Annotated in this window: 11 protein-coding genes; 3 read left to right on the plus strand and 8 right to left on the minus strand. The window is 59.5% G+C overall.

The features are described from left to right. The first annotated feature begins 10 nt into the window (after positions 1-10). Entirely contained in the window at positions 11-1,231 is a 1,221-nt protein-coding gene (fabB, locus tag DBR00_RS00430) for a beta-ketoacyl-ACP synthase I (RefSeq protein WP_108488829.1), read from the plus strand. Positions 1,232-1,293: 62 nt separating this feature from the next. Here the strand turns inward: fabB and DBR00_RS00435 are convergent, their stop codons facing one another. Continuing rightward, complete coding sequence (locus DBR00_RS00435) at positions 1,294-1,941, minus strand: hypothetical protein (protein WP_108488830.1); 648 nt, start codon at positions 1,939-1,941, stop codon at positions 1,294-1,296. A 195-nt stretch (positions 1,942-2,136) separates the two neighbouring features. Between DBR00_RS00435 and DBR00_RS00440 the strand changes: the two genes are divergently transcribed. Continuing rightward, positions 2,137-2,898, plus strand: coding sequence for a TSUP family transporter (locus tag DBR00_RS00440; RefSeq protein WP_371920607.1), 762 nt, complete (start codon positions 2,137-2,139; stop codon positions 2,896-2,898). Here DBR00_RS00440 and nudC read toward each other — a convergent pair. From nudC to DBR00_RS00475, 7 genes are all read right to left on the minus strand, one after another. Then, the gene (nudC, locus tag DBR00_RS00445; protein WP_108488832.1) at positions 2,866-3,696 is read right to left on the minus strand and encodes an NAD(+) diphosphatase; all 831 of its coding nucleotides are present in this window, start codon (positions 3,694-3,696) and stop codon (positions 2,866-2,868) included. The two genes, DBR00_RS00440 and nudC, sit on opposite strands and share 33 nt — an antisense overlap. A gap of 2 nt (positions 3,697-3,698) precedes the next feature. Beyond that, positions 3,699-5,378 carry a ferrous iron transporter B gene (locus DBR00_RS00450; RefSeq protein WP_108538002.1) on the minus strand — a complete coding sequence of 560 codons (1,680 nt, stop codon included), beginning with the start codon at positions 5,376-5,378 and terminating at the stop codon, positions 3,699-3,701. Positions 5,379-5,428: 50 nt separating this feature from the next. Then, a complete protein-coding gene (locus DBR00_RS00455; protein WP_108486088.1) occupies positions 5,429-6,241 on the minus strand; it encodes a crotonase/enoyl-CoA hydratase family protein in 813 nt (270 codons plus the stop codon). Positions 6,242-6,469: 228 nt separating this feature from the next. Then, complete coding sequence (locus DBR00_RS00460; RefSeq protein ID WP_108486085.1) at positions 6,470-8,728, minus strand: Orn/Lys/Arg decarboxylase N-terminal domain-containing protein; 2,259 nt, start codon at positions 8,726-8,728, stop codon at positions 6,470-6,472. A gap of 173 nt (positions 8,729-8,901) precedes the next feature. Beyond that, the gene (gene dnaQ, locus DBR00_RS00465) at positions 8,902-9,645 is read right to left on the minus strand and encodes a DNA polymerase III subunit epsilon (RefSeq protein WP_108486084.1); all 744 of its coding nucleotides are present in this window, start codon (positions 9,643-9,645) and stop codon (positions 8,902-8,904) included. Next, positions 9,638-10,090: a ribonuclease HI gene (gene rnhA, locus DBR00_RS00470; RefSeq protein ID WP_108486083.1), complete on the minus strand. Its 453-nt coding sequence runs from the start codon at positions 10,088-10,090 to the stop codon at positions 9,638-9,640. The genes dnaQ and rnhA overlap by 8 nt, the downstream gene beginning before the upstream one ends. Positions 10,091-10,143: 53 nt before the next feature. Then, on the minus strand, positions 10,144-10,905 hold the full coding sequence (locus tag DBR00_RS00475; protein ID WP_108486082.1) for a class I SAM-dependent methyltransferase: 762 nt from the start codon (positions 10,903-10,905) through the stop codon (positions 10,144-10,146). 237 nt (positions 10,906-11,142) lie between these two features. On the opposite strand from DBR00_RS00475, the gene gloB reads away from it, so the two are divergent. Beyond that, complete coding sequence (gene gloB, locus DBR00_RS00480; protein WP_108486087.1) at positions 11,143-11,916, plus strand: hydroxyacylglutathione hydrolase; 774 nt, start codon at positions 11,143-11,145, stop codon at positions 11,914-11,916. Positions 11,917-12,014: the final 98 nt, after the last annotated feature.

Consider the following 12,014-nt stretch of genomic DNA (forward strand, 5'->3'; position numbering starts at 1 on the left):
GATTCTCTACATGCGTCGCGTCGTGATTACCGGCCTGGGTATCGTTTCCTGCCTGGGCAATGACAAAGAAACCGTCTCAGCCAACCTGCGCGCTGGCCGTCCGGGTATCCGTTTCAACCCGCAATATGCTGAGATGGGCCTGCGCAGCCAGGTATCCGGCTCAATCGACCTGAATCTGGAAGAGCTGATCGACCGCAAGGTCTATCGCTTTATGGGTGATGCTGCGGCATTTGCCTACCTGTCGATGGAACAGGCGATTAAGGATGCGGGGCTCAGCGCGGAAGAGATCTCCAGCCCGCGCATCGGCCTGATTGCAGGCAGCGGCGGTGCTTCCACCTTCAACCAGATGGAAGCAATGGACATCCTGCGCGAGAAAGGCGTCAAGCGCGTAGGCCCGTACCGCGTGCCGCGTACCATGGGCAGCACTGTATCCGCCTGCCTGGCCACGCCGTTTAAGATCAAAGGCGTTAACTATTCAATCTCTTCGGCCTGCGCCACCAGTGCACATTGCATCGGTAATGCCGTCGAGCAGATTCAACTCGGCAAGCAAGACATCGTCTTTGCCGGAGGCGGTGAGGAAGAACATTGGAGCCAGAGCTTCCTGTTCGACGCCATGGGTGCCCTCTCCACCCAGTACAACGAAACCCCGGAGAAAGCCTCGCGTGCCTACGACGCCAAACGTGACGGCTTCGTGATCGCCGGCGGCGGTGGCATGGTGGTGGTTGAAGAACTCGAGCACGCCCTCAAGCGTGGCGCGAAAATCTACGCCGAAATTGTCGGCTATGGTGCCACCTCCGACGGCTACGACATGGTCGCACCGAGCGGTGAAGGTGCGGTGCGCTGCATGCAGCAGGCCTTGGCCACCGTCGATACACCTATCGACTACCTCAACACCCACGGCACCTCGACACCCGTCGGCGACGTGGCCGAAAGCCGCGCAGTACGTGAAGTGTTCGGTGACAAGGCACCGGCGATCAGCTCGACCAAGAGCCTGTCTGGCCACTCGCTGGGTGCTGCAGGCGTACAGGAAGCCATCTACTGCATGCTGATGATGGAAGGCAACTTCATTGCCGGATCAGTCAACATTGATGAAATAGACCCAGAAATTGCCGATCTGCCGATTCAACGTACAACCGTTGAGAACGCCAAGATCGACACCGTGATGAGCAACAGCTTCGGCTTCGGTGGCACCAACGCCACCCTGGTGCTCAAGCGCTGGGCAGGCAAGTAACCCCCTGTTCTTGCTGCACAAGAAAGGCCACCGTGACGGTGGCCTTTCTTATTGCGGAGAGTTTATTGCCAGTCTTTCAGCGCCTGCTTGGCCGCCGGATTCATCGGTTCAGCCAGCAGGCCGGCAGGCGTCAGGTTGATACTGAAAACGGCTTCGTCGGCCAGAGGCAGATAGTTCACCCGACGCGCCTGTGGGTCGAAAATGAACAGATCATGCGAACCCAGCCGCAACCAGCGCCACAGGTCAATACCATAGGGGCTGCGCGCCAGTTCGACACGGGTATGCTGTGCCAGGCTCTGCTGCTCAATGGAAAGAAAACGCCCGGAGAGCTTTTCCAGCCGAAAGCCCGGCTGTAGACCAATCAACGCAGCCAACCCCTTCCACTGGAGAAGGCGTGCATCCAGCTGCCAAAGATCGCCCTCCATCGTCAGCGTACGCTCCTGGGCGCCCTCCAGCACACTCACACGGTACAGCGGGCCATCGGCCTTGAAGCTCAGGGTCGCCAGTGGCTTGCCTGCGGCAACCGGTGCGTAGCTGTACAAGTCATAGGCAAGCACAGCAATCAACGCCGTCAGCGCGACAAAGGCCAGGCCGCAAGTACCGCGCAACCAACCCAAAAACCACTGCCGACTGAACAAAATGCGTGCGGCCACAAATGCCGCCAGTAGCGCCAACAATGCCATTGCCCAAGCCAGTCCGCCGTATTGCATCGCCTTGCATTCCTTATGCGGTGAATTGACGGCATTATGCGCAGCTACCTGACTGGCGAACAGACGAAGTCACGCACAATTAGACACAGCGCGTATTTTGCCGGCTTATCTGGCAAGCTGCCGGTGATAAGCCGACGCTACACGCGATCAAACCTCTTCCGGTAATTGCTCATGGCTTTCCCGTTTGATTTCGGCATGGAATTGTCGACCCTGGCGATTCTGGCTCTGGTGGCCTTTACGGCTGGTTTTATCGATGCAATCGCCGGAGGGGGCGGCCTGTTGACCATTCCCGCCCTGCTCACCGCTGGTCTGCCGCCCCACCTGGCCTTGGGCACCAACAAACTCTGCGCCACCTTTGGCTCTGCGATGGCCAGCTACACCTTTTACCGACGCAAACTGTTCAACCCTAGCCAATGGCGTAACGCTCTGACCGCCACAGCCATGGGCGCCCTGATGGGCGCGATACTGGCGCACTGGCTGCCATCGGACTGGCTCAACCAGTTCTTGCCCGTGGTGGTGTTCGCCTGCGGTCTGTACCTGCTGTTTAGCAAACCGCCCACCGCACCGCTGACAACCGATGCCGCGATTGCCAAGGGGCGTCAGTGGCCGCAGGGTCTGACGCTGGGTTTCTATGATGGTGTAGTTGGCCCCGGCACCGGCGCGTTCTGGACAGTCAGCAGCCTGCTGCTGTATCCGCTCGATCTGGTGAGGGCCAGTGGCGTGGCACGTAGCATGAACTTCATCAGTAACGCCTGCGCCCTGAGCATCTTCATCATCAGCGGCAAGGTCGCCTGGCTGCTGGGCATCAGCATGGGCCTGGCATTGATGGCCGGGGCGTTTCTTGGCGCACGGACAGCGATCAAAGGCGGCTCAAAGTTTATCCGCCCGGTATTCATCATGATGGTGCTGGCGTTGACGGCTCGCTTAGCCTGGCAGCACTGGTTCGGGCAGGCCTAGACGACGCGCGACATAGACGTCGATCAGGTAGCGGGCAATTGAGCGCGGAGCTGGCAGAGGCGGCAGGTCATGGACACTGAACCAGCGCGCATCCTCGATTTCATCCACCTGCATGACAATCTCGCCCGACGCGTATTCGGCATGAAACCCCAGCATCAGTGAATGCGGAAACGGCCAGCCTTGGCTACCCAGGTACTGCAGGTTGCAGATCTCCACACCGACCTCTTCGCGCACCTCGCGCGCCACGCAGTGCTCCACCGATTCGCTCGGCTCAACAAAACCCGCAAGCGTGCTGTACACCCCGGCCACGAAACGTGGCGAACGAGCCAGAAGAATTTCATCGCCGCGGGTAACCAAGACGATCATGCTCGGCGACAGGCGCGGATAATGTTGCTGTTCGCAACCCGCACAGCGCATGGCCCGCTCACCAGGCACCTGTTGCATCGCGGCACCGCAATGCCCACAGAAGCGGTGCTGCGCAGCCCAGGTGGAGGTTTGCGCGGCGTAACTGAGCAAACGGAAGGTGTCGCTATCATCGCCCTGCAGCATGAATTGGCGCAGGCCTTGCCAGAGGAAACCCGGCATGTCATGTAACTGCTGCAGTTCAAGCAGATAGACAGCATCGCCCTTGAAATAACCCAGGCCATGCTCGGCGACCACCGATAAGTCCTGTTTTTTCAACCACTCGCGCGGAAACAATACGCCATTGCTGTCTGCCAGAAAGTGCTGCTGACAATGTACCAGCGCCCAGCCGCCCGGCTGCTGACAATCAAGCACCTTGGGTTGCCAAGGGAGCATGTTCAAACCTCCAACGACATGCCCAGCGCGCGCACGCTCTCGGCTGCAAGATCAAGCACGCTCGGCTGAGTTTCCGGCCTCAGCACAGCGCCGCCCTCGAGGTAGTACTCAAGGCTGCTCAGGGCATCGGCCAGGGTTTCCAACATCTGTTCGGCCGGCATTTGCTGGGCATCGAACATCTGCGTCTGGATGTAATCTGCACAGGCACCCACCAACCCTGCCGCACGCTCCTGCCCAAGGAACCATAAGCCGCCACGCACAGCTTGAAGACTGAACGGTACATTGGACAGGTGCATGCGTTCGCCGCCTGACTCCAAGTATGCCGTGATTGCCCGCTTAGCCAAAGCTAGGCCTGCCTGAGCTTCATCCACCACAACAATCCGCGCCTCGGTGAGTTGGTGCAGGGCAAAGGACTCTGCCTCATCACCTGGTTGCACCTGTGCAGGACGCGCATCACGATGCTCACCACGCTCCAGGCTGGCGACCATACCTTCGACATACAGCACGGCATCCGCCAGTCTGTGCAGCTCCTGGGCGTGCGGCGGGGACGCCTCACTCCAGCTGGCCACAGTTTGCAACTGCGCACCGAGCGCATTGCCCGCTGAGCTGAGCCCCACCATACCGAGGGTTTTGCTTAATTTGCCGAGCAGCGCATGCAAGCTAACAAGGCTTTCGCCTTGCAACGTGCCGCGCTCGATCAGGTCAAGCATATCCTTGACACTATTGAGCTCTTCGCGGATAGCCGAACTCAGCGAGCGCATAACCGCCTGCCCCGGGCCGGCGAGACGCTGGTATTCCTCTTCCAACATGTGGTCGGTAAATGGCAGCGGCATCAACCCGAATACGTCACTCAAGGTTGTCGCCAATGGACCGCGGGTATCAGCCAATGCCACCAGATACAGCAACTCTTTAAGCAGGTTACGCGGCGCTTCGTATTGGCCATTGATCAACAACTGCTTAAGTTCGCGATCAATCCGCGAGAACAGCTGCTTGCGCGACTTGCGTGGCAGCAGTTGTCCATCAACCTGCGCTTCAACTGCTGCGCAACCCACCCAACACAAACGACCGCGCGGCTCATTGGCGAACAGGCTGTCGAGGCGAGTCAATGCACGCCCCATCAGTTTGAGACTGGCCTGAGGATTCTGCTCACGAAGGAAACCGAGCAGACCAACCTGATACATGTGACGCAGACGACGGCCTTCCCCTTCGCGCGCTGCGCCATCAATCGAGGCAGGCGCCGTGCGTGGCCGGGCATGGTCGAGACGCACGCTGAAAAAGAAGCTTTCCGGCAAGGCAGGCTGACCGCCCGCTTGACGTAGATCATTGATGGCCGGCAGCAGCAGTTCCGGCATTTCCTGACGATGTGCCTCGACGTTTTCCAGGTAGCGGCGCAACACGTGCAGCGCATTGCTCAGGGCAGACAACTGGACGTCGCGTTCCTCACCGGCACCGGCTGGGATATCGGTGGCTTGATCGAGTACTTCCTGCGCCAGCAGTTCGGCACCGGCCAGCTCGATCAGGTTCAGCGTGCCGCGCACTTGATGCAGGCTTTCCACCGCCTGCTGCAGCAGGCTGCCGTTGTTGCGATCGGCAATGAATTGCTCAAGGCTCGACTCGGCCTCTTCCATGGTGGTGAACAGTTCATCGCGCACCAGATTAAGCGACGTGGCTCCGGAAACCATGGGCAATTACGCCTCCCGCGCCTGAATGAAAAATAACTGTAAGGGCCGCATCAATCAGCGAACTCCGGTTTCTGCTTGCTCATGTGCGCCGTCATGGCCACACGCAGGTCGGCCGACTGCAGCATGGCCGCGTTCCAAGTGGCGATGTATTCGAGGCCATCGTCGACACGGTGGTCGCGCATGTAGCGAATCATTTCCTTGGTACCACGGATGGCCACTGGCGACTTGCTGGCGATCTCGCGGGCAATGCCCATCACACCATCAAGCAAAGCATCAGCGTCAGCATAAGTACGGTTGACCAGGCCGATGCTGCGCGCCTCCTCACCGTTGATGGTGCGCCCGGTAAAGGCCAGTTCGCGCATCATGCCGTCGCCGATGATGCGTGGCAGGCGCTGTAACGTACCAACGTCGGCGGCCATACCGATGTCGATTTCCTTGATCGAAAACTGCGCATCAACCGTCGAATAGCGCATGTCGCAGGCCGATACCAGGTCAATGGCGCCGCCCAGGCAGTAACCCTGAATAGCCGCCAGGACTGGTTTGCGGCAGTTGTCCACGGCATTGAATGAGGCCTGCAGTTCGAGAATCTTGCGCCGCAGTTTTTCGGCATTACGGCCGACATCCGAGCCCAACTGACTACCGACCGAGGCCAGCATCATCAGGTCGATGCCTGAGGAGAAGTGTTTACCGGCACCGGAGATCACCACCGCACGCACTTCATCGGTGTCATCGATCCAGCGGAAAATCTCGATGATCTCGCGCCAGAAGTCCGCGTTCATCGCATTGACCTTTTCCGGGCGATTGATCACCACATGGGCGACCTTATCTGCCAACACGACATTAAAGGCTTTGTAGTCGGACACGGCAGTCATCCTCAGCAGGGGCGCAAGCGCAAGATGGAAATTTTCTTATGGTAAAAATCGAGCAACTATAACAACCAACCGACAAATGTCGATGCTGGCCACTGTGACGCAGGGCACGTCATTAAAGTTAAGCTCAATTTTTACCTATCGGCGATAAGCGCTTGATCTACAGAGGTAAGCCGCACAGCACAACCAGCCTGCCGCTTAACGCGGCAGGCTGGTCAAGTGTCAGGCCTTAATGCAGTCGACGGTATAAGCCCCATCCTCACGCTGCAGACCGTGCACATCGGCATCGAAACCGGGGAAGCTGCGGTCGAACGTACGGGCAAACGCCAGGTAATCGATGATCGAACGGGTCTGCGCGGTAAACCGCTCACCGGGCATGATGAGCGGGATTCCTGGCGGATAAGGCACCAGCATCACCGCAGCAATGCGCCCCTCCAACTGCTCGATTGGCACCGCCTCGACTTCACCACGCACCAGTTGGTTATAAGCATCGGCGGGCTTGATCGCCACCTCTGGCAGCACCGTGTACATGCGTTTGAGGGCCTTGGCAGTGGCGTTTTCGCGGTAGCAGGCATGCAGTGCATCGCACAGATCACGCAGGCCCATGTCCTGATAGAAGGTCTTGCCGGCCTGAGCAATCGACGGCAGCACATCACTCAACGGCAAGTTGGCGTCATAGCTGCGTTTGAACTCCAGCAATTCGGTCAGCAGCGTGCTCCACTTGCCCTTGGTAATACCCATAGAGAACAGCACCAGGAAGGAGTACAGCCCGGTCTTCTCTACCACCAGGCCGCGCTCCCAGAGGAACTTGCTGACCACCGCCGCCGGTATGCCACGCGCATCCAGCTTGCCGTCTGCAGTTAAGCCCGGCGTCACCAGGGTCACCTTGATCGGGTCGAGCAGCACATAGTCTTCGGCCACCTCACCAAAACCGTGCCAGTCGGCTTGCGGTTGCAGCAGCCAATCCTGGGTGGCCACATCATCGGTGCCTTCGGCCTTGGCCGGCTGCCAGATGCTGAACCACCAGTCATCGGCACTGAGGTTTTGCCGCAGATTGGCCAGGGCACGGCGGAAACTCAGGGCTTCATCAAAGGTTTCCTGGATCAGTGAGCGCCCGGCCGGGCCTTCCATCATCGCCGAGGCCACATCCAGTGAAGCGATGATGCCGTACTGCGGTGAGGTGGAGATGTGCATCATGAAGGCTTCGTTAAAGCGATCCCGATCCAGCTGACGCTTGCCACCGTCCTGCACATGGATCATCGAAGCCTGACTGAACGCGGCCAACAGCTTGTGAGTGGAATGGGTGGTGAACACCAGTGGCGTGTCTTCGCTGCGCGCGGTGCCCATGCCGTAACGCCCGCAGTAAAACTCATGAAATGCCGCATAGGCGTACCAGGCCTCATCGAAATGCAGCACCTCGACGCTGTTGCCCAGGGTCTGTTTGATCAGCTCGGCGTTGTAACAGAGGCCGTCGTAGGTCGAATTGGTCACCACCACCAGCTTGACCATCGCGCCACTGCTACTTGGCACACGGCCGCGCGCCAGCGGGCTGGCATCGATCTTCGCCTGAATCGACTCACGACTGAATTCGCTCAGCGGAATCGGACCAATGATGCCCAGCTCGTTACGCTCCGGGCACAGATAGAGCGGAATCGCCCCAGTCATGATGATCGAATGCAGGATCGACTTGTGGCAGTTGCGATCCACCAGCACCAGGTCGTCGCGGCCGACCATGGAGTGCCAGACAATCTTGTTCGCCGTCGAGGTGCCGTTGATCACGAAGTAGGTGTGATCGGCACCGAAATTGCGCGCCGCGCGAGCTTCGGCCTCAGCAAGCGGGCCCGTGTGATCAAGCAGCGAACCCAGCTCCGGCACCGATACCGAGAGATCAGAACGCAGGGTGTTCTCGCCGAAAAACTGGTGAAACGCCTGCCCCACCGGGCTTTTGCGATAAGCCACACCGCCACCATGGCCGGGCGTGTGCCAGGAATAGTTGGACTGCGCAGTGTGCTGCACCAGCGCCTTGAAGAACGGCGGCAACAGGCAATCCAGGTAATTGCGCGCGGCGCGAGCCACTTGGCGGGCCAGAAATGGCACGGTGTCTTCGAACAGATAGAGAATGCCGCGCAGCTGATTGAGATCGACCATGGCCTCGGCCGGCGCGTTTTCGATGGTTACCTGCTCGCCCAAGGCAAAAATCGGCAGTTGTGGCGCACGGCGGCGAGCGATGCGAATCAGCTCGACCATGTCCTGCAACAGGGTCTTGTTCTCCCCTGCACCTTCGGCGGCGACCAGAATGCAGGCCAAACCATGGTGCGTGGAGGCCACGATGCGCCCCTCGGCGGAGCTGGCGGTAGAAAGGATACTGAAACCGTCCTGCTCCAGTTCTTGGGCGATGGCGCGTACCCGGTCACCGGCCACGGTATCGGCCTTGATGTCGCGGTGCACGATCAGGACGGGGAACTTGAGGTCTTTATACATTGTGGCGTCCCTGAGTGTGACAGGCTGAGCCTGCCTATCTCATCAGGGTAGAGGCTGGCTCCGCCAGGCGGAACCCCCTCTGCGTGACGCTGTACGAAAAGGTCGCGAGTGGATAACTCAACACTCGCTAGAGCCGTTCACCTACAGGCTAACGGCAACCGCCTGGCGGCCGATCAGGCCTCCACCTTGGGCTGCTCAAGCTGAACCCAGAGTGGCGGAGCACCGGCCGACTTCTCGATGATTGCCAAACGCGCCAAATGGGCATTCAACTCGTCGTCACTGGCGCGGATCACCCGTGTGCGAGGCCGCTCAGCCGACAACCGACGAATTGCACTGGGCTGCTGACGGCCATTGCTGTCACCTTCCGAGCCGTCACCAGCGAGGGACAAGTTGGTCTGTCCGCCGGTCATGGTCAGGTAGACGTCAGCGAGAATCTCGGCGTCGAGCAAGGCCCCGTGCAGATCACGACCAGAGTTGTCGACACCATAGCGTTTGCACAGGGCGTCGAGGTTGTTGCGCTGCCCCGGATGGCGCTCGCGGGCCATCATCAGGGTGTCGAGGATCGAGCAGTGCTCACTGATATCAGCGCGGTCGTCCTGCTTGACCAGGGCAAATTCGTTGTTGATAAAGCCAACGTCGAACGCCGCGTTGTGGATGATCAGCTGCGCGCCCTTGATGAACTCGAAGAACTCATCGGCGACGTCCTTGAAGCGCGGCTTGTCTTTGACAAAGTCGTTGGTGATGCCGTGCACCGCAATCGCGCCTTCGTCGATTTCGCGATCAGGCTGTAGGTAAACGTGAAAGTGCCGCCCGGTCAGACGCCGGCCGATCAGTTCAACACAGCCGATTTCGATAATCCGATGGCCATCAGCCACCGGCATACCCGTGGTTTCTGTATCGAGCACCACACTACGCATGCTTCAACCCTCTTACTTCATCAACACCGCGGTTGGCCAACTGGTCAGCGCGCTCGTTACCTGGATGGCCGGTATGGCCGCGTACCCACTGCCACGTCACTTGATGACGATTGACCTGCTCATCCAGCGCCTGCCAAAGATCGGCATTCTTTACCGGCTCCTTGGCGGCGGTCTTCCAGCCGCGTTTCTTCCAGTTCGGCATCCACTCCTGAATGCCCTTCATCACATACTGTGAGTCGGTAACCAGGCGCACCGAACAGGGCCGCGTCAGTGCGATCAAGGCGCAGATTGCCGCCATGAGCTCCATGCGGTTATTGGTGGTATTGGGCTCACCGCCCCACAGTTCCTTCTCCACACCCTTGCAAATCAGTAACGCTCCCCAGCCACCCACGCCAGGATTACCTTTGCAGGCGCCGTCGGTGTAGATCTCGACCTGTTCACTCATCTATCTGCAATCTCTCGCTCAATTAGTCCGGCCGGTTCTACTGCCTATGCCAGCTACTTCTGCGGTGTTTCACGCCGGCTGACCTTGGCCACCGGCATCGGCAACAGCTTGCCCACCGATTGCCGGCTGGGTTGGCGCAACGGTCGCAGCCCCACCACCAGCTTGCGGGCCACCAGCACGTAAAAACCGCCACCAGGTGGCTGCCAGGCCGCCCCAATGCGCTCCAGCGCAACCAGGCGTGCTTGCCAGGCCGGCGCAGAAAGCGGCGGACGATAGCACCCGAAGCGGCGTTTCTCCAGCGCGAAGCCCAGCAGGTGCAACCAGTCGCTGACCCGACTAGGCGCAATACATCGGGCCAGACGGAACGCGTCGCGAGAAAAAAGATGGCGTACACCCCAGCTACTCATCGGGTTTATCCCGACGATCAGCAGATGACCGCCTGGCCGCACGCTACGCGCTGCCTCACGAAGCAGGCCATGGGGCGACAGGCTGAAATCCAGACCATGCTGCACCACCACCACATCCGCAGCATGCTCGGTGAGCGGCCAGGATTGTTCCTCACAGACAATCTCCACCCCCTTGAATGGCGCGCCCAGGCGCACGCTGCGCTGAATTTGCCGAGCATTCGGCGGCGTGTCTGCAGCAGGGCCGTAATGCACCAGGTACCCGCCAAAAAAACGCGCCAGCTCTTCCTCCAGCAACTGCCGCTCCTGCTCTAACAACAACTGCCCGAGCGGGCCGCTCAGCCAGGTGCGCGCGGAACCAATCAGGTCGAGCCATTCACGGTCTGCATGGGCAAAAGGGTGATCGGACATAAGGGGCTACTCCCGTAATATTCACGACCGAGCGGGGACTTAGAACCTACTCACGATCTCGCGAGCTAGAGCCATGCAAGGCATAAAGAGGCGAGGAAGCGGAGTGTACTTTTGTACATGAGCATTCCGAGCCTGTTTTTAACGCAGCAGGGCCGACGCGCAGCAGATCGTGCGGCGTAGCCAGCACCGCCATTGCGCCCTAAGATGCACCTTTGTGTTCTGCTTAGCGACCCGCTGATGATAAAAATCGACGCCCTGCCTGCATTCTCCGACAACTATATATGGCTGCTGCAAGACCAGGAGCAGCGTCGCTGCGCGGTGGTTGACCCGGGTGACGCTGCGCCAGTCGAAGCCTGGCTGGCGGCCAATCCCGGCTGGCAGTTGAGCGACATTCTGATCACCCACCATCATTTCGACCACGTCGGCGGTATTGAACGGCTAAAGGCGGCAACCGGTGCCCGGGTATTGTGTCCGGCCAATGAAAAGATTCCAGGACGTGACCTGGGGTTGTACGACAGCGACCAGGTTGACGTGCTGGGCCAGCGATTCGATATATATGAAGTGCCGGGGCACACACTCGGACATATCGCCTATATCCAGCCCGAGCAGCACTGGCTGTTCTGTGGCGACACGCTGTTTGCTGGCGGCTGTGGTCGCCTGTTCGAAGGCAGCCCCGAGCAGATGCACACCTCGCTCAGCCGCCTGGCCGCCCTCCCCGGACAGACACAGGTGTATTGCACCCATGAATACACCCTGAGCAACCTGCGCTTTGCAGCGGCTGTTGAACCGGATAATCCGCAAGTCCAGCAGCGTCTGGCGCAAGTCGGCCAATGGCGCGAGGACGGACAAATCAGCCTGCCATCATCCATTGCACTCGAACGTGCGACCAATCCATTTTTGCGCTGCCACGAACCGGCTGTCATCACCATAGCGGCCCAACGAGAAGCTGCGGCAAACCTGACGCCGACACAGGTGTTCGCCGCCTTAAGGGCCTGGAAGGATCATTTCTAAACCTCGACAGCCCCACAAAAGACTGGTTAAAACTTGACCAAGCGCAGGCTGCTTCCTAGAATCCCCCGAACTTTTTGCCGGGATATACACCGCCGCCA

The sequence above is a fragment of the Pseudomonas sp. HMWF032 genome (genome assembly GCF_003060885.1).
GTDB lineage: Bacteria > Pseudomonadota > Gammaproteobacteria > Pseudomonadales > Pseudomonadaceae > Aquipseudomonas.

Coding starts and splice junctions, on each gene's coding strand:
- fabB (WP_108488829.1), top strand. CDS start 11: ATGCGTCGCGTCGTGATTACCGGCCTGGGTATCGTTTCCTGCCTGGGC.
- DBR00_RS00435 (WP_108488830.1), bottom strand. CDS start 1,941: ATGCAATACGGCGGACTGGCTTGGGCAATGGCATTGTTGGCGCTACTG.
- DBR00_RS00440 (WP_371920607.1), top strand. CDS start 2,137: ATGGAATTGTCGACCCTGGCGATTCTGGCTCTGGTGGCCTTTACGGCT.
- nudC (WP_108488832.1), bottom strand. CDS start 3,696: ATGCTCCCTTGGCAACCCAAGGTGCTTGATTGTCAGCAGCCGGGCGGC.
- DBR00_RS00450 (WP_108538002.1), bottom strand. CDS start 5,378: ATGGTTTCCGGAGCCACGTCGCTTAATCTGGTGCGCGATGAACTGTTC.
- DBR00_RS00460 (WP_108486085.1), bottom strand. CDS start 8,728: ATGTATAAAGACCTCAAGTTCCCCGTCCTGATCGTGCACCGCGACATC.
- dnaQ (WP_108486084.1), bottom strand. CDS start 9,645: ATGCGTAGTGTGGTGCTCGATACAGAAACCACGGGTATGCCGGTGGCT.
- rnhA (WP_108486083.1), bottom strand. CDS start 10,090: ATGAGTGAACAGGTCGAGATCTACACCGACGGCGCCTGCAAAGGTAAT.
- DBR00_RS00475 (WP_108486082.1), bottom strand. CDS start 10,905: ATGTCCGATCACCCTTTTGCCCATGCAGACCGTGAATGGCTCGACCTG.
- gloB (WP_108486087.1), top strand. CDS start 11,143: ATGATAAAAATCGACGCCCTGCCTGCATTCTCCGACAACTATATATGG.